Raw genomic sequence first — 17069 nt, forward strand, 5'->3', positions numbered from 1 at the left:
TGCGCGTCAGCGCACGTCCTCGTCGACCCAGTCGAAGGTCTTCGTGACGGCCTTCTTCCAGAGGCGCAGCTGGCGCGCACGCTCCTCCTCGTCGAGCTGCGGCTCCCAGCGCTTGTCCTCCTGCCAGTTGGCACGGAGCTCGTCGAGGTTCGCCCAGAACCCGACGGCCAGACCGGCGGCGTAGGCCGCGCCGAGCGCGGTGGTCTCCGCCACGACCGGGCGCACGACCGGCACGTTGAGGATGTCGGCCTGGAACTGCATGAGCGCGTCGTTGGCGGTCATGCCGCCGTCGACCTTGAGCTCGGTGAGCTCGACGCCGGAGTCCGCGTTCACGGCGTCCAGGACCTCGCGGGTCTGGAGCGCCGTCGCCTCGAGGGCGGCACGGGCGATGTGGCCCTTGTTCACGTAGCGGGTCAGGCCGACGAGCGCACCGCGGGCGTCCGGACGCCAGTACGGCGCGAACAGCCCCGAGAACGCCGGGACGAAGTAGACGCCGCCGTTGTCCTCGACGGTCTTGGCGAGGGCCTCGACCTCCGGGGCGCTGCCGATGATGCCGAGGTTGTCGCGGAGCCACTGGATGAGCGACCCCGTGACGGCGATCGAGCCCTCGAGCGCGTAGTGCGTGTCCTGGTCGCCGAGCTTGTAGCCGACCGTGGTGAGGAGGCCGTTCTCGGAGCGGACGATCTCGGTACCGGTGTTGAAGATGAGGAAGTTGCCGGTGCCGTAGGTGTTCTTCGACTCGCCCTGGTCGAACGCGGCCTGACCGAACGTCGCCGCCTGCTGGTCGCCGAGGATGCCGGCGATCGGCACCTCGCGGAGCAGGTTCGACGACTCGACGTGGCCGTAGACCTCGGAGGAGCTGACGATCTCGGGGAGCATCGACTTCGGGACACCGAAGTCGGCGAGGATGTCGTCACGCCACTGCAGGGTCTCGAGGTCCATGAACAGGGTGCGCGACGCGTTCGTGACGTCGGTCTTGTGCACGCCGCCGTCGGTGCCACCGGTCAGGTTCCAGAGGACCCAGGTGTCGGTCGTGCCGAACAGCAGGTCGCCGGCTTCGGCCTTCTCGCGGGCACCCTCGACGTTCTCGAGGATCCACATGATCTTCGTGCCGGCGAAGTACGTCGCCAGGGGCAGGCCGACGATCGCCTTGTAGCGGTCGGTGTCGCCGTCGGCGAGCTTGTCGACGAGGGCCTGCGTCCGGGTGTCCTGCCAGACGATGGCGTTGTAGACCGGCTTGCCGGTGGTCTTGTCCCACACGACCGCGGTCTCGCGCTGGTTGGTGATGCCGACCGCGGCGACGTCGTGGCGGGTGATGTCCGCACGGGACAGCGCCTGGCCGATGACCTCACGCGTGTTGTCCCAGATCTCCGACGGGTCGTGCTCGACCCACCCGGCGCGCGGGAAGATCTGCTCGTGCTCCTTCTGCCCGACCGAGACGATCGAGCCGGAGTGGTCGAAGACGATCGCTCGGGTCGAGGTGGTGCCCTGGTCGATGGCGACGATGTAGTCGGCCATTGGTGCTCCTTTGCGGGTGTGTTCGGTGTGGTCGGGCCCGGTGACGGACCGACCGGTGCGGGGGTCGACCCCGGGGTGGGGCCGACCGACGCGGAGGGGGGTCAGACGAGGGGGAGGAGGGGCCCGGAGACGATCGCTGCGAGCGCGCCGCCGACGAGGGGGCCGACGACCGGGACCCAGGCGTAGGACCAGTCACTGGTGCCCTTGCCCTTGATCGGCAGCAGGGCGTGCGCGATGCGGGGGCCGAGGTCACGGGCCGGGTTGATGGCGTAGCCGGTGGGGCCACCGAGCGAGACACCGATCGCGATCACGAGGAAGGCGACGGGGACCGCGCCGAGCTCGGCGGGGGCCTTGCCGTTGGTCATCGCGAGGATGACGAACACGAGGACGAAGGTGCCGATGATCTCGGTGACGAGGTTCCAGCCGTACGAGCGGATCGCGGGGCCGGTCGAGAACACGCCGAGCTTCGCTGCTGCGTCGGGCTCCTCGTCGAAGTGCTGCTTGTAGGCGAGCCAGACGATGACCGCACCGATGATCGCGCCGATGAGCTGCGCGAGCCAGTACAGGAACATCTCGCCGATGGTGATGTTGCCGAGGATCGCCTGCGCGAGGCTGACCGCGGGGTTGAGCTGGCCGCCGGACTTGTACGACACGAGCACACCGGCGAAGACCGCGAAGCCCCAGCCGATCGTGACCATGAGGAAGCCCGCGCCGAAGCCCTTGGACTTCGTGAGCGACACGGCGGCGACGACACCGCCACCGAGGATGATGAGCATCGCCGTACCGACGAGCTCGCTGAGGAAATTGACGCCGATGCCGTCCATCGGTGACCTCCAGTGCATGAGGGTCGGGGGTCCGGTGGTGCTGCGTCCGGCACTCCCCGTTGAGTGATTGGGGCCGAGCATAGTGACGCCGTTCCGCGCTGCGCGACGCATCACTGAGCGAAGTCCACCAAAGTGCACGAACGTGCAGGACGCGTGTGCGCCGGGGGATCGCGGGAGGCTCCCGGACCGGGTGCGGAGTGCACGAACGTGCACCTGTGCGGAACGGGTGGTCGCTGTAGGGTGGACGCACTCCGGTCGACGACGGCGGTGTCGCACCTCCGCGGACGGCCCCGCACCCGTGGAGGGCACCAGTGAAGAAGCTCATCAACGACCCGCAGGCCGTCGTCACCGAGACCGTCCGAGGCTTCGCGCAGGCGCACGCCGACCACGTCGTCCTGGTCGAGGACCCGATCCACATCCGCCGCGTGGACGCTCCCGTGGCCGGCAAGGTCGGGATCGTCAGCGGTGGTGGCAGCGGCCACGAACCGCTGCACGCCGGGTTCGTCGGGTACGGCATGCTCGACGCGGCCGTTCCCGGACCGGTGTTCACGAGCCCGACCCCGGACCCGATCGTCGCCGCGACGAAGGCCGTCGACGGGGGAGCGGGCGTGCTCCACATCGTCAAGAACTACACCGGCGACGTCCTGAACTTCGAGACCGCCGCCGAGCTCGCGGCGATGGAGGACGTGCGCGTCGAGGCCGTCGTGGTGGACGACGACGTCGCCGTGCAGGACTCGCTCTACACGGCCGGCCGCCGCGGGGTCGCCGGGACCGTGGTCGTGGAGAAGTGCGCGGGCGCCGCCGCCGAGCGCGGCGACGACCTGGACGCGGTGGCCGCGATCGCCCGCCGGGTGAACGCCGCGACCCGGTCGATGGGGCTCGCCCTGTCCTCGGGGACCGTGCCGCACGCCGGCGAACCGTCGTTCACGCTCGCCGACGACGAGGTCGAGCTCGGCATCGGCATCCACGGCGAGCCCGGTCGGGAGCGCATCCCGATGGCGCCGGCCGACCGACTCGTGGACCGGGTGATCGAGCCGGTGCTCACCGATCTCGACGCCCCCGCGGGCTCTGACCTGCTGCTCCTGGTGAACGGCATGGGCGGCACGCCGCTCTCCGAGCTGTACATCGTCTACCGACGCGCCGCCGAGGTGCTCGCGGAGCGTGGCCACCGGGTCGCGCGTAGCGTGGTCGGCGACTACGTCACGTCCCTCGAGATGCAGGGGTTCTCGCTCACCGTCACGGTGCTGGACGAGGAACTCACCGCCCTCTGGGACGCCCCGGTGGAGACCCCGGCCCTGCGCTGGGGTCGCTGACCCGGCCCGACGCGGCCCGGGACCACCGTTCACCATCCAGGAAGGGACACGAATTGGCGCTCGACACCGCATGGGCCACCGACTGGGTGCACCGCACCCTCGCCACGATCGACGAACACCGGGCCGAGCTCGTCACGCTCGACCGTGAGATCGGCGACGGCGACCACGGCGAGAACCTCGACCGCGGCTTCCGCGCCGTCGTCGAGGCCGTCGACGCCGGGTCCTTCGACACCCCCGGCGCGGTGCTCAAGGTCGTCGCGACGAAGCTCATCTCGACCGTCGGAGGCGCTGCCGGGCCGCTGTTCGGGACGGCGTACCTGAAGGCCGCGCAGGCCGCGGGTGACGCGACCGAGCTCGACGCCGACGCCCTCGTGGCCGTGCTCACGGCGGCCCGCGACGGCGTGGTGTCCCGTGGCAAGGCCGAGGTCGGCGACAAGACGATGGTGGACGCCTGGTCGGCAGCGGTCGACGCCGCAGCGACGGCCGCCGCTGCGGGGGAGTCGCCCGAGCGCGTGCTCGAGGCCGCCGCGGACGCCGCGCGCACCGGTGCCGAGTCGACCGAACCGCTGGTCGCCCGCAAGGGTCGTGCGAGCTACCTCGGCGAGCGGGCCGTCGGGCACCGCGACCCGGGCGCACAGTCGACGGCGTACATCCTGCGCGCCGCGGCGGACGCGGCGTGACCGTCGGGATCCTCGTCGTCTCGCACAGCGCGGCGATCGCCGAGGGGACCGTGGCCCTGGCCCGGCAGATGGCCGCGGACGTGCCGCTCGTCGCCGCCGGCGGGACCGACGACGGCGGGATCGGCACCTCGTTCGAGGCGATCACCGAGGGGATCGGGGAACTCGCCGGTGCCGACGCGGTCGTGGTGCTGTGCGACCTCGGCTCGGCCTACCTGACGGTGGACACCGCGCTCGACTTCCTCGACGACGACGCCCGGGGTCGCGTGCACGTGTCCTCGGCACCCGTCGTCGAGGGCACGGTCGCCGCGGCCGTGGCCGCGCAGACCGGAGGCGACGCCGACGCCGTGCTCGCCGCGGCGGCGACCGCCGCGACCAGCGGGGCGGACGCGGGCAGCGCCTCCAGTCCGGTGCTCGGCGACCAGACCGCCGAGGCCGCGTCCGACGCGCCGTCGGGTGACCGGCCTGGAGGCGCGGTGCCGGTGGACGGCACAGCCGACGGTGACGACGCGGTCGCGTCCGCGACCGTCGAACTGGTGAACGAGAGCGGGCTGCACGCCCGCCCCGCGGCCGAGTTCGTCAAGGCCGCGGCGAAGCACGAGGCCCGGGTGTCGGTGAACGGCGTGGACGCCAAGAGCCTGCTCGCGATCATGGCGCTCGCCCTGCCGAAGGGCGCGTCCGTGACCATCGACGCGACCGGGCCGGACGCCCGGGACGCCGTGGACACCCTGGTCAGCCTGGTGCGCTCGGGCTTCGGGGAGTGATCCGCCGCCCTGCCCGTGCCGGTCGGTGCGGGCAGGGCGATGGCGCGCTGCGGACGCGTCCGGTGCCGGGCCGGTCGGTGCGGGCAGGGCGATGGCGCGCTGCGGACGCGTCCTGCCGTGTTTCAGCCCGGCGTGAGCTCCTGCAGGCCGGTGACCCGGAGCAGGTCGAGCGTCGCGGCGTCGGTGCTGCCCGGGACCGCGGTGTAGACGACGATGCGCAGGTCGCTGCCGGGCACGCCGAGGACGTCGCAGTCGATCTCGACCGGCCCGACCGGGGTGTGCACGACCTTGCGGCTGGTCCGGTGTGCGGCGATCCGTCCGCTGTCCCACCGACGTTCGAACTCGGCCGACTCCCGTCGGAGGCGTGCGACGAGGTCGGCCAGCCGTGCGTCGGCGGGGTAGCGCCCGACCGCGGCCCGGAGGTCGGCGACGAGGTCGCTCGAGAAGTCCTCCTGGTGGGTGTCGTCCCACTCCACGCCCTCGTGGCCGTGCACGAAGTGCCGCCACACCAGGTTCCGGTCCAGGCCGGTCCAGCGTCCCGGGTCGTCCCCGAGGGCGGCCCAGAGCTCGTTCCAGAGGACGATGTCGTGCGCCGCGGTGAACACGGCGAGGGGGACGTCGCCGAGTCGGTCGACGATGCGCTGCACGCCCGGGGGGACGTGCGTCGGCACCGTGAGGCGGGACGGCGCGGCCGCGCCGGCGACCCGGAACAGGTGGTCGCGTTCCGCGGTGCTCAGTCGCAGCGCGGTCGCGAGTGCGCCGAGCAGCTGCGGCGACGGGTTCGTCGCCCGCCCCTGCTCGAGCCGGACGACGTAGTCCACGCTGACCCCGGCGAGTGCGGCGAGTTCCTCGCGGCGGAGCCCGGCCGTGCGGCGCCCGGGCCCCGCAGGCAGGCCGACCTGCTCGGGTCGGACCCGGTCGCGCCACGCGCGCAGCACCTCGGCGAACTCGCTCATGCGTCCATCCTGGCCCCGGACGGCCCGGGCTCCCTGGTACTGCCGGTCCCATGGTCGACCCGTGCCTGGGGGAGTGCAGCCGCGGGGGCCAGGCTGGACCCATGACCACCACACTCATCACCGGGGCCAACCGCAGCCTCGGACTCGAGACCACCCGCCGCCTCCTCGAGGCCGGCCACACGGTCGTCGCCGGGGTCCGGGACCCTGCCTCGGCCGACGCCGTCCGCGAGCTCGGCGCCGAGGTCGTGCAGCTCGACGTCACCGACCAGACGAGCGTCGACCGCGCGATCGCCGCCCTGCCCGCACTCGACGTGCTCGTGAACAACGCCGGCGTGCTCGGGACGGCCTTCGGCGTCGACGACCTCGACCCGGCCGCGATGGACGCCGTGCTCGCGACGAACGTCACCGGTGTCGTGCGCGTGACGCAGGCCGCGCTGCCGCTGCTCCGGCGCTCGGCGAACCCGGTCGTCGTCAACGTCGCCTCGGGCGTCGGCTTCACCCGGTGGCTGACCACCCCTGGTCACGACGAGTACCCGGTCGCCGCGGTGCCGTACGCCGCGTCGAAGGCCGCCCTCATCGCGATGACCGTGCAGTACGCCAAGAACCTGCCCGGGTTCCGCGTCAACGCGAGCGACCCCGGCTACACGGCGACCGAGTTCAACGGGTTCGGCGGCCACCAGACCGTGACCGAGGGCACCGACGCCACCGTGCGGCTCGCGCTGCTCGACCAGGACGGGCCGACGGGGGAGTTCCACGGCCGGAACGGCCGGATCGCGTACTGAGGCGCGGGTCCCCGCCGGTACGCGCGCGGCCCGGCCGGTACGCGCGGGGCCCGCGCCGGTACGCGCGGGGCCCGGCCGGGAGGCGCGGGGCCCGGCCGGAAGGCGCGGGGCCCGGCCGGGAGGCGCGGGGCCCGGTTCCTCCACAGGCGGCGGTGGGTCGGGCGGTCGCCCACAGGGCTCCACCCGGCTCGGTCGGGCGGCGACCGGTCTGCCAGGATGACGGCATGCGCGCAGTCCAGTACGACCGGTTCGGAGCCGCCCCCGCCATCGTCGACCTGCCCGAACCCGTCGCACCGGCCGAGGGGGTCGTCGTCCGGGTCGCCGCCACCGGCGTGTGCCGGAGCGACTGGCACGCGTGGAAGGGCCACGACGACTCGGTCGTGCTGCCGCACGTGCCCGGACACGAGTTCGCGGGTGTCGTCAGCGCCGTCGGGGCCGGGGTGTCCGGCTTCGCGGTCGGCGACCGCGTCACCGCACCGTTCGTCTTCGCGTGCGGGACGTGCGAGCAGTGCCAGCAGGGCGCGACGCAGGTCTGCACGCGACAGCAGCAACCCGGCTTCACGCTGCCGGGCTCGTACGCCGAGTCGGTCGTGGTGCCGCACGCCGACGTCAACCTGGTGGCACTGCCCGACGCCGTCGGGTTCGCCGAGGCGGCCGGCCTCGGCTGCCGCTTCGGGACGGCGTACCACGCCGTGCACGCCAGGGGTCGGGTGGCCGCGGGTGAGTGGGTCGTCGTGTACGGCTGTGGGGGAGTCGGCCTCTCGACGGTGATCGTCGCGGTCGCGGCGGGCGCCCGGGTCGTGGCGGTCGACGTCTCCGCGGCGGCACTCGAGCGGGCGGCGGCGCTCGGCGCAGAGACCCTGTCGATGGACGACGACGTCGTCGACGCTGTGCACGACCTCACCGGCGGGGGAGCGCACGTCTCGGTGGACGCCTTCGGCAGCCGAGCGACCTCGGTCGCCGCGGTGGCCTCGCTCCGCCCGCGCGGACGACACGTGCAGGTCGGCCTGTTGCTCGGCGACGAGGCCGTCCCGGCGATCCCGATGGGTCGCGTCGTCGGTGACGAACTCGAACTGCTCGGCAGTCACGGCATCTCGGTCGGGGAGTACGCCGCGATGCTCGACGACGTCGTCGCCGGGCGGCTGCGTCCGTCGGAGTCGATCGGCCGGACCATCGGGTTCGACGAGCTGCCGGACGCGATCCTCGCGATGGACGGGCCGCCGACCGCTGCGGGCATGACGGTGGCAGTGGTGACGAGGTGACCGAGGCCGTTCGGGACGACCGGTCGGTGCTCGGCGCGGCAGCCTGATCGGACGCTGCTCCGGATGCCGACCTGATCGACGTCGTGATGGTGGAGGGCTCCGGAAATCGAACCAGACAAGGCACCCCGACTGGTGCGCCCCCCGTACGAGACCATCATGGCACCGGGGAACCGACACCGACATCAGTCCTCCGGATGAAGTCCCGCAGCCGATCGGCTGGCCGCCCGGCTGCGGACGCCGCCCGCGTCATCGGCCGCGACATCGGCCCCGACGTCGGACGGCATGTGCCGGACGGCGGTGTCGATCAGCTGTCTGGACGCCGGTCCGGCTGATCGGGTGCGGGTGGCCCGGTCGTCGTCCGCGGTGCGGGGAGGGTCATCCGGAGCGTGTGGGTCCCGTCGTCGCCGAGGTGCCGTTCGAGTGAGCCGCCGAGGAGTTCCGCCCGTTCCCGCAGCCCGACGAGACCGTGGTGCGCGCTCGGCAGGTCGAGCGGGGGACCCTGTGGCGGCTCGGCGACCAGCTCCACGGAGACCCGGGTCCCGGACGTGCTGATCGTCAGGTGCACCGCTGCTCCCGGTGCGTGCTTCCGAGCGTTCGTCAGGCCTTCCTGCACGAGTCGGAAGACGGCACGCTGCACCGCGGAGGGGAGTGGTCGGTCGAGCTCGACGTGCGTGTCGACGGCGATGCCGCTCTGCTCGAGGAGTCCTGGCAGGTCCGCGAGGGTGGGTTGTGGAGCGGGCCCGCGGTCGGCGCCACCGGCGGCACGGAGGACCTCGATCATCGCGCGGAGCTCGTCGAGCGTCGTCACGCTGAGCCCGCGGATCGTGGCGGCGACCCGTCGAGCGGTGGCGTCGGGGGAGGCCACCTGCAGCGCGCCTGCCTGCACCGCGATGAGGCTCACCTGGTTCGAGACGACGTCGTGCATCTCGCGGGCGAGCACCGCACGTTCGCGTTCGAGGGCGTGCTCGGCTGCGAGACGGGCGCGCTGCTGCTGCAGGGCGGCACGCTCGCGGATCTCCTGGCGGAGCTCGGCGCCCACGCGGATCGCCACACCAAGTGCCGTCGGCGCTGCCACGTACAGCGCCGAGAAGAGCGCGGCGGTCACCAGCGACTGCAGGGTCGACAGGTCGAACCGCATCCCCGTCGTCATCCCGCGCCAGGAGGGGGAGCAGCAGAACGCGACCACCGCGGCGCCCACGATCCAGGCGGTGCGGCGCTCGCTGCGCGCGACGCTGTACAGCGCGAACATGACCGCGAACACCGCGAAGCCCCACTCGAAACCCGGCAGCGCCAGCACCAGGCTGGCGTACGGCCAGCGACGACGCAGCAGCAAGCCCGCGGCGGCGATCATCGTCAGCACCCACTTCGACGGCGCGTCCGCGTCGCTGTACACGCTCAGCGCGGAGTACGACGCGGAGACGAGCACGAGCACGACGTCGATCAGGAACGGCGACCACCGGGCACCGCGGTGCGTCCGCCCGGTGTCGCGGCGGTCCTCGTCGGCGGTCACCGGTCGACCAGTCCGGCGCGGGCTGCGGTCAGCGCGGCGAGCACCCGGCTCCGGACGCCGAGCTTGACGAGTACCGTCCCGACGTCGTCCTTGACGGTGCCGAGGCTGACCCCGACGGCGTCGGCGATCTCACCGTTCGTGGCACCTTCCGCGACCAGCCGCAGGACGTCCCGTTCCCGGTCCGTCAGGGTCGCGACCCGCGCGCGGGCGTCCGGGTCGAGCGCCGCGGACGCCAGGACGGTCCGGTTCACGCCCGGGGCGAGCACCGTCCCTCCGGCGGCGAGCGTGTGCACCATCTGCGTGAGCGCGACCGGGTCGGTGTTCTTCAGGAGGAACCCCGCGGCGCCGCCACGCAGAGCCGCGGTCAGGTGGTCGTCGCTGTCGAAGGTGGTGAGCATCGCCACGACCGGGGCGTCCGGCCGGCCGGTGATCTCGGCCAGCAGCTGCAGACCGTCCACGTCGGGCATCCGGATGTCGAGCAGCACGACGTCGGGTCGGGCGGTCTCGACCGCCTCGAGGGCGTCCGCACCGGAGACGGCTCCGACGACGTCGATCCGGGGGTCGGCGTCGAGGATCATCGACAGGCCGGATCGGACCAGGGTCTCGTCATCGACGATGAGCACGGAGGACACGGACCCATGATCGTCGCACCTCGCCGCCGCGGCATCCGCCGACACGATCACCGGCGGTGTCCACCCGGTGGTCAGCGGCAGCCGACCGGCTGCGGGGAGGTGCCGGGGAGCCCGACGGGACCGGCCGGCTGCACCTGAGTTGACATAATATGCATTATCGGCGCTAGACTCGAGCAGGGGCACCGAAGCCTCCGTGGCGTTCCGCCCGCGGGACCCGCCACCCGCGACGACGGACGCCCGGACCGGCGTGGTCCGGGCGTCCGTGGTGGTCACGACGGGCCGCGCCCGCCGGTCACGAGCTCAGTGCTCGGGCGTTTCGTCCCCGGTGGGCACGTCGTCCGCGTCGATCTCGAGCGCGGCCTGCTCCTCGCCGTGCTCCTCGAGGTCGGGGCGGTCCGTGTCGGGCTGCTCGGGTGCCTCTGCCTGCGTGGTCTCTTCTGCCGGGTCCGGCTGGCTGTACGTCATGCCGCGGACGCTACTCCCGACCACCCTGGGTGGTCGGGCGGTGCGCGACCCGGCCACCTGCGGCGCCGGCAGCCACCGCGTTGTCGCGACCCGCGCCTCCAGACCGGCCCGACCACGCGCCCGACGGTACGGGAGGCGCGGCGCGGCCCCGGCACGCGTCGCCCGTCGGACGCGGGTGGTGGACGGACGGGAGGCGCGTGGCGATGCCGCCACGCGCCTCCCGTCCGCCCGCGGTCGCGTCAGTTCGTGCCGAGCTGCGTCAGCGCGACGGCAGCCAGGATGTAGCCGATGATGCCGAGCACGATGGCGATCGCCGACAGGATGATGCCGGCGAGCGTCATGCCGCGCGACAGTCCACGGCGACGCGCGATGATGCCGAGCACGAGGCCGACGACGCCGGCGACGATGCCGACGAGCGCGATGATCAACCCGAAGACGACGCCGACGATGCCGAGGACGAGCGAGCCGACGGCGAGCCCGTTGCCGCCGCTCTTCGCGGGTGCGCCGCCGGGAGCGTTCGGTGCCGGCGGGTATCCGTTGGTGGACATGGTCACTCCTCGTGTCGTGGCCCGCCGTGCGGGTGCACGCGACCGTCGGCGCTCACGGTAGGCGCTTCCCGCCGCGCCCGTTCGCCGCGGCACCGGCCGGTCAGCCGACGTACGCGGCGAGGTGCTCCCCCGTGAGCGTCGACCGTGCGGCGACCAGGTCGGCGGGCGTCCCCGCGAAGACGACCTGGCCACCGTCGTGCCCGGCGCCCGGGCCGAGGTCGATGATCCAGTCGGCGTGCGCCATCACGGCCTGGTGGTGCTCGACCACCACGACCGTGCGCCCGTCGTCGACGAGCCGGTCGAGCAGGCCGAGCAGCTGCGCGACGTCGGCCAGGTGCAGGCCCGCGGTCGGTTCGTCGAGCACGATCACCCCGCCGGGCGTGCCGAGGTGCGTGGCGAGCTTGAGGCGCTGCCGTTCGCCTCCGGACAGGGTGGTCAACGGCTGCCCGATCGTCAGGTAGCCGAGGCCGACGTCGACGAGCCGGGTGGTCACCGCGTGCGCTGCCGGGACACGCGACTCCCCCGCGGCGAAGAAGCGCTCGGCCTCGGCGACCGACATCGCGAGGACCTCGCTGATGTCCTTCCCGCCGAGTCGGTAGGCGAGCACGGACTGGTCGAAGCGCTTGCCCTCGCACTCCGCGCACGGGGTCGACACGCCCGCCATCATGCCGAGGTCGACGTACAGCACCCCGGCGCCGTTGCACGCGGGGCAGGCACCCTCGGAGTTCGCGCTGAACAGCGCCGGCTTCACGCCGTTCGCCTTCGCGAAGGCCTTGCGGACGGGTTCGAGCAGCCCCGTGTACGTCGCCGGGTTGCTGCGCCGCGAGCCGCGGATACCGCTCTGGTCGATCGCGACGACGTCGTCGCGACCGGCGAGGTACCCGTGGACGAGGCTGCTCTTGCCGGACCCGGCGACCCCGGTGACGACCGTGAGCACGCCCGTCGGGACGTCCACGTCGACGTCCCGGAGGTTGTGCCGGTCAGCTCCCCTGACCTCGATCGCACCCGTGGGTGGGCGGACCTCGTCCTTGACCGAGACACGGTCGTCGAGGTGGCGGCCGGTGACGGTGTCGCTCGCTCGGAGCTCCGCGACGGTGCCCTCGAAGCACAGCGTGCCGCCCTCGACCCCCGCCCCGGGCCCGAGGTCCACCACGTGGTCGGCGACGGCGATCACCTCGGGCTTGTGCTCGACGACGAGGACCGTGTTGCCCTTGTCGCGGAGCCGCAGCAGCAGGGCGTTCATGCGCTGCACGTCGTGCGGGTGCAGCCCGGTGCTCGGCTCGTCGAAGACGTACGTGACGTCGCTCAGGCTCGAGCCGAGGTGCTTCACCATCTTCACGCGCTGGCCCTCGCCACCCGAGAGCGTCCCCGTGGGCCGGTCGAGGGACAGGTACCCGAGGCCGATCTCGACGAACGAGTCCACCGCGTCCCGCAGACCGTCGAGCAGCGGGCCCACCGACGGCGCGTCGAGTCCGTGCAGCCACGCCGCGAGGTCGGACACCTGCATCGCGCAGACGTCCGCGATGCTCCTGCCGTCGACGAGGGACGACCGGGCGGTGTCGTTGAGCCGGGTGCCGTCGCACGCCGAACAGGTCGTGAAGGTCACCGCGCGGTCGACGAAGGCACGGACGTGGGGCTGCATCGCCTCGCGGTCCTTCTGCAGGAACGACCGGCGAACGCGGGGCACGAGTCCCTCGTAGGTCATGTTGATGCCGGCGATCTTCAGCTTGGTCGGCTCGCGGTACAGCAGGTCGGCACGCTCCTGCTCGGTGAGGTCGCGCACCGGTTTGTCCTTGTCGACGAAGCCGGACTCGGCGTACATCCGCACCATCCAGCCGTCCGTGCCCCACCCCGGGACGGTGATCGCCCCGTCCGCCAGCGACCGGTCGGTGTCCAGGAGCTGCGTCAGGTCGATGTCCGTGACGGTGCCGCGGCCCTCGCAGTCGGCGCACATGCCGCCGAGCCGCGAGAACGAGACCTTCTCGGCCTTCGCGTCCTTGCCCTTCTGCACCGTGATCGCCCCGCCGGCGGTCACGGTCGCGAGGTTGAACGAGAACGCGTTCGGTCCCCCGATGTGCGGCGTCCCGAGTCGACTGAACAGCAACCGGAGCATCGCGTTCGCGTCGGTGACCGTCCCCACCGTGGACCGGGGGTCGGCACCGATGCGTTCCTGGTCGACGACGATCGCGGTCGTGAGGCCGTCGAGCACGTCGACGTCGGGTCGCGCCGTCGACGGCATGAAGCCCTGCAGGAAGGCGCTGTAGGTCTCGTTGATCATCCGCTGCGACTCGGCCGCGATCGTCGCGAAGACGAGCGAGCTCTTGCCGGACCCGGAGACACCGGTGAAGACCGTCAGCCGGCGCTTCGGCAGGTCGACGTCGAGGTCGCGGAGGTTGTTCTCGCGCGCACCGCGGACGCGGATACGGTCGTGTCGGTCCGCCGCGTGGTCGGTGGCGTGCTGCATGTCAGGACGCTACTGCTCCGCACCCCGCCCCCGCCACCCCCGGTCGGTGCCGGGGTCGGGCTTCAGACCGTGCCCGACCGCGCGGCGTGACGGCGCACGAGCTCCGGGAGCTCGGCGGGTTCGAACGGCTCGTCGGTGGCGTCGAGCTCGTCGGCGGTCCACCAGCGGGACGCGAGGATGTCGACGCGCTCGTCGTCGGTCCAGCCCGCCTCGGACAGCACGAAGCCCGGCGTGCGGACGACGTAGAACTCGCTGTGCCCGCGGTCGTGGTCGGCGAGGTCCCACTCGACGGTGAAGTCCCACGTCCACACCGGCTCGCCCGGGTCGTCGACGACGATGCCGGTCTCCTCGCGGAGCTCGCGCACCGCCGCGACCCGGTGCGACTCCCCCGGGTCGACGCCGCCGCCGGGCGTGATCCAGCGGTGGGACCCGTCGGACGACGGCGACCGCGTGTCCATCAGGAACACACGGTCGTCGGGGTCGAGGAGGATGATCCTGGAGGAACGGCGCAGGCCGGGCTTGGCGGTCACGTCCACGACGCTAGCCGGTCGGACGGTGGTCGCGCTGGCAGATCGACTCGCCGTCTCGTGCGGGTCGCGACCGGCGCGGACGCGCCGTCGGGCTGCCGCGCCGTCGGGCTGCCGCGCCGTCAGGCGGTGAAGCCGCTGACGTCGCCGACGAGCTTGGTGTGGTCGGCCGGGATCGGCTCGACCGCGGCGAGGGCGATCTCGGCCGCGAACTCGGACACGCTGTAGAGCTTGCCGACCTCCTGGCGTCGGCCCTCGATCGCGCCGGGGTTCAGCCGGTTGAGGAGCGTCGCGGTGATCGTGCCCTCGATCATGTCGCCGGAGACGACCACGAACTCGATGCCGACGGCCTCGAGCTGCGGGATGAGCTCGCGCAGGGCAAGCTCGCCCGCGCGCTTGCTCTTCGCGACCGGGACGTACTCGTCCATCGTCTCGGCGGTCTCGACGAAGTGGGCCTGGTGGCTCGTGACGAAGACGACGCGGGAGCCGGCCGGCATGTGCGGCACGGCGGTCTGGAGCATGTCGACCTGGGCGTCGCGGTTCAGGCGGAGGGCGTAGTCCTCGCCGAGGCCGCTCTCCATGCCGCCGGAGGCGTTGAGGACGAGCAGGTCGATGCCGCCCCACTCGGCCACGACCGCGTCGACCATCGCCTGCACCGACTCGTGGTCGGTGAGGTCGGCGCCGATCGCCAGGGCAGCGCCGCCGTCCGCGACGATCTTCTCGGCGATCTGCTCTGCGCGACGCGCCTTGTTGCGGTAGTTGACGACGACCTTCGCGCCGGCCTCGGCCAGGTACCCGACCGTGTCGGCGCCGATCCCGCGCGACGAACCCGTGACGAGTGCGCGCGTGTCGGCGAGGGATCCGGGGGCGAGGGGGTTCGTCACAGTCGTGTTCTCCAGGTCGCGGTACCGGCCGGTCGGCCGCCGACGAGCCTACCGCCCGGACCGACCACCACCGAGTCGACCGGCACCGTGCCGTCCCCTGCCGTGCGGTGCCGACCGGTCCGGGACAGCGCAGGGCGGTGCCGAACGGTGCCGGGCGGTCCGGGACCGCGCCGTAGGTGGTCAGCCGACCCGGCGGGTGGACCGGTACCGTGGAGGGAAGAACACCGGCCGTCGCGACGCTGCACGCCGGAGCGCGCGACCGAGGGAGGGAGATCGCGTGAACATCGACTGGATCCAGACGGTCGTCTGGATCGGACTGACGCTGCTGCTGGGGGTCGTCGAGGTCTTCACCCTCGACTTCGTCTTCCTCATGCTCGCGGCGGGCGCGGCCGGCGGACTGATCGCCGGCCTGGTCGGCGCACCGTGGTGGCTGTCGGCCATCGTGGCCGCCGGGGTCGCGCTGCTCCTGCTCGCCGTCGTCCGCCCGCGCCTCCTCGTCGCCCTCGGCCGCAACGCCGATCCGCACCGCACCAACGTCGAGGGGCTCATCGGCCTCCCCGGGACCGTGGCCGTGGCCTTCACCACGTCCGCCCCCGGACAGGTCCGGCTCGCGAACGGCGAGACCTGGAGCGCCCGGCTCGCCGCCGACTCCCCCGACCGCACACCGCCGCTCGGCACCCCCGTGGTCGTCGAGTCCATCGAGGGGTCGACAGCCGTCGTCCGCCTCGGAGAAAGGGCCACCAAGTGACCATCTCAGCCGGGACGATCGCACTGCTCGTCCTCGTCCTCGTCGTCGTGATCTTCGTGATCGTCGTCCTGTCCCGCGCCATCCGGATCGTCCCCCAGGCGACCGCGGGCATCGTGGAACGCCTCGGGAAGTACCACAAGACCCTCAACCCCGGGTTGAACCTCCTGGTCCCGTTCATCGACCGTCTCCGCCCGCTGCTCGACATGCGCGAGCAGGTCGTGTCCTTCCCGCCGCAGCCGGTGATCACCGAGGACAACCTCGTCGTGTCGATCGACACCGTCGTCTACTTCCAGGTCACCGACGCGCGCGCCGCGACCTACGAGATCGCGAACTACCTCGGCGCCGTCGAGCAGCTCACGACGACCACGCTCCGCAACGTCGTCGGCGGTCTGAACCTCGAGGAGGCGCTGACGAGCCGCGACAACATCAACGGCCAGCTCCGCGTCGTCCTCGACGAGGCGACCGGCAAGTGGGGCATCCGCGTCGGCCGGGTCGAGCTCAAGGCGATCGAGCCGCCCGTGTCCATCCAGGACGCCATGGAGCAGCAGCTCCGCGCCGAGCGCAGCCGTCGTGCGGCGATCCTGCAGGCCGAGGGCACGAAGCAGTCGCAGATCCTCGAGGCGGAGGGCCAGCGGCAGGCCGCGATCCTCGCCGCCGAGGGTGACGCCAAGGCGCAGGTCCTCCGCGCCGAGGGCGAGGCCCAGGCCATCGCGACCGTCTTCGAGGCGATCCACACGGGCGACCCGGACGAGAAGCTGCTCTCGTACCAGTACCTGCAGACCCTGCCGAAGATCGCCGAGGGCACCGCGAACAAGCTCTGGATGATCCCGAGCGAGTTCACCGAGGCGCTGTCGGGCATCGCGAAGGGCTTCACCGCGGGACGCTCGGGCTCCGGCCCGGTCACCGGTGGTGCCGGCGGGACGGACTTCCTGTCCCGGATCTCCGCACTCGCGAACGAGAGCCTCGCCAACACCGCGTCCGCCGGTGCCGCCGGGTCGGACCCCCGACCGAACGCGACCGCCGCGGACATCGTGCCCGACGCCGCGATCGACGAACGGCTCGCGGAGTCGAACCGCAGTGTCGACGAGAAGATCGCCGCGGCCGACGAGGCCGCACGGGGCGCGGCCGGTTCGACGACCGACCCGAGCACGGGGCAGGGCACGCCCGCCTGAGCACACCCGCACGCACGACGACG

17 protein-coding genes are annotated in these 17069 nt (G+C 72.6%); 7 read left to right on the forward strand and 10 right to left on the reverse strand.

Annotation, left to right across the window (positions count from 1 at the left end; all coding sequences use genetic code 11):
• Window positions 1-6: 6 nt before the first annotated feature.
• Both glpK and QOL16_RS08690 read right to left on the reverse strand, forming a co-directional pair.
• Window positions 7-1518 (reverse strand): glycerol kinase GlpK, encoded by a 1512-nt coding sequence (glpK, locus tag QOL16_RS08685; protein ID WP_065962232.1) that lies wholly within the window; start codon window positions 1516-1518, stop codon window positions 7-9.
• 101 nt (window positions 1519-1619) lie between these two features.
• Window positions 1620-2342 carry an MIP/aquaporin family protein gene (locus QOL16_RS08690; RefSeq protein ID WP_071247109.1) on the reverse strand — a complete coding sequence of 241 codons (723 nt, stop codon included), beginning with the start codon at window positions 2340-2342 and terminating at the stop codon, window positions 1620-1622.
• 311 nt (window positions 2343-2653) lie between these two features.
• Here QOL16_RS08690 and dhaK point away from each other — a divergent pair, with 311 nt between their 5' ends.
• The 3 genes from dhaK to dhaM are packed head-to-tail and all read left to right on the forward strand — an operon-like array spanning window position 2654 to window position 5096.
• Window positions 2654-3655 (forward strand): dihydroxyacetone kinase subunit DhaK, encoded by a 1002-nt coding sequence (gene dhaK / locus QOL16_RS08695; protein WP_071281834.1) that lies wholly within the window; start codon window positions 2654-2656, stop codon window positions 3653-3655.
• A 53-nt stretch (window positions 3656-3708) separates the two neighbouring features.
• Window positions 3709-4335 (forward strand): dihydroxyacetone kinase subunit DhaL, encoded by a 627-nt coding sequence (gene dhaL / locus QOL16_RS08700; RefSeq protein WP_065961619.1) that lies wholly within the window; start codon window positions 3709-3711, stop codon window positions 4333-4335.
• Window positions 4332-5096, forward strand: a complete 765-nt coding sequence (dhaM, locus tag QOL16_RS08705; protein ID WP_071281836.1) for a dihydroxyacetone kinase phosphoryl donor subunit DhaM — start codon at window positions 4332-4334, stop codon at window positions 5094-5096. The genes dhaL and dhaM overlap by 4 nt, the downstream gene beginning before the upstream one ends.
• A 122-nt stretch (window positions 5097-5218) precedes the next feature.
• Here the strand turns inward: dhaM and QOL16_RS08710 are convergent, their stop codons facing one another.
• Window positions 5219-6052: a helix-turn-helix domain-containing protein gene (locus QOL16_RS08710; protein WP_071281838.1), complete on the reverse strand. Its 834-nt coding sequence runs from the start codon at window positions 6050-6052 to the stop codon at window positions 5219-5221.
• Between the two features lie 101 nt (window positions 6053-6153).
• Here QOL16_RS08710 and QOL16_RS08715 point away from each other — a divergent pair, with 101 nt between their 5' ends.
• Window positions 6154-6834 carry an SDR family NAD(P)-dependent oxidoreductase gene (locus QOL16_RS08715; protein ID WP_071281840.1) on the forward strand — a complete coding sequence of 227 codons (681 nt, stop codon included), beginning with the start codon at window positions 6154-6156 and terminating at the stop codon, window positions 6832-6834.
• Window positions 6835-7058: 224 nt separating this feature from the next.
• The gene (locus tag QOL16_RS08720) at window positions 7059-8096 is read left to right on the forward strand and encodes an alcohol dehydrogenase catalytic domain-containing protein (RefSeq protein ID WP_071281842.1); all 1038 of its coding nucleotides are present in this window, start codon (window positions 7059-7061) and stop codon (window positions 8094-8096) included.
• A 304-nt stretch (window positions 8097-8400) separates the two neighbouring features.
• Here QOL16_RS08720 and QOL16_RS08725 read toward each other — a convergent pair whose 3' ends face one another.
• The 7 genes from QOL16_RS08725 to QOL16_RS08755 form a co-directional block, all read right to left on the reverse strand.
• On the reverse strand, window positions 8401-9606 hold the full coding sequence (locus tag QOL16_RS08725; RefSeq protein ID WP_254780111.1) for a sensor histidine kinase: 1206 nt from the start codon (window positions 9604-9606) through the stop codon (window positions 8401-8403).
• The gene (locus QOL16_RS08730; RefSeq protein WP_139197466.1) at window positions 9603-10238 is read right to left on the reverse strand and encodes a response regulator transcription factor; all 636 of its coding nucleotides are present in this window, start codon (window positions 10236-10238) and stop codon (window positions 9603-9605) included. Before QOL16_RS08730 ends, QOL16_RS08725 begins: the two co-directional genes overlap by 4 nt.
• Before the next feature lie 300 nt (window positions 10239-10538).
• Window positions 10539-10703 (reverse strand): hypothetical protein, encoded by a 165-nt coding sequence (locus QOL16_RS08735; RefSeq protein WP_171898746.1) that lies wholly within the window; start codon window positions 10701-10703, stop codon window positions 10539-10541.
• A gap of 239 nt (window positions 10704-10942) precedes the next feature.
• Complete coding sequence (locus QOL16_RS08740; protein ID WP_139197465.1) at window positions 10943-11251, reverse strand: DUF4190 domain-containing protein; 309 nt, start codon at window positions 11249-11251, stop codon at window positions 10943-10945.
• Window positions 11252-11351: 100 nt separating this feature from the next.
• Window positions 11352-13715 carry an excinuclease ABC subunit UvrA gene (locus QOL16_RS08745; protein ID WP_071281846.1) on the reverse strand — a complete coding sequence of 788 codons (2364 nt, stop codon included), beginning with the start codon at window positions 13713-13715 and terminating at the stop codon, window positions 11352-11354.
• 62 nt (window positions 13716-13777) lie between these two features.
• Window positions 13778-14245: an NUDIX hydrolase gene (locus tag QOL16_RS08750; RefSeq protein ID WP_065961667.1), complete on the reverse strand. Its 468-nt coding sequence runs from the start codon at window positions 14243-14245 to the stop codon at window positions 13778-13780.
• 119 nt (window positions 14246-14364) lie between these two features.
• Window positions 14365-15126 carry an SDR family oxidoreductase gene (locus QOL16_RS08755; RefSeq protein ID WP_065961630.1) on the reverse strand — a complete coding sequence of 254 codons (762 nt, stop codon included), beginning with the start codon at window positions 15124-15126 and terminating at the stop codon, window positions 14365-14367.
• 277 nt (window positions 15127-15403) lie between these two features.
• On the opposite strand from QOL16_RS08755, the gene QOL16_RS08760 reads away from it, so the two are divergent.
• Together QOL16_RS08760 and QOL16_RS08765 are read left to right on the forward strand one after the other, a co-directional pair.
• Window positions 15404-15874 carry an NfeD family protein gene (locus QOL16_RS08760; protein ID WP_065961631.1) on the forward strand — a complete coding sequence of 157 codons (471 nt, stop codon included), beginning with the start codon at window positions 15404-15406 and terminating at the stop codon, window positions 15872-15874.
• Window positions 15871-17046 (forward strand): SPFH domain-containing protein, encoded by a 1176-nt coding sequence (locus QOL16_RS08765; protein ID WP_071281848.1) that lies wholly within the window; start codon window positions 15871-15873, stop codon window positions 17044-17046. Before QOL16_RS08760 ends, QOL16_RS08765 begins: the two co-directional genes overlap by 4 nt.
• Window positions 17047-17069 lie beyond the last annotated feature (23 nt).

Source organism: Curtobacterium sp. MCBA15_004, from assembly GCF_001865055.2.
GTDB lineage: Bacteria > Actinomycetota > Actinomycetes > Actinomycetales > Microbacteriaceae > Curtobacterium.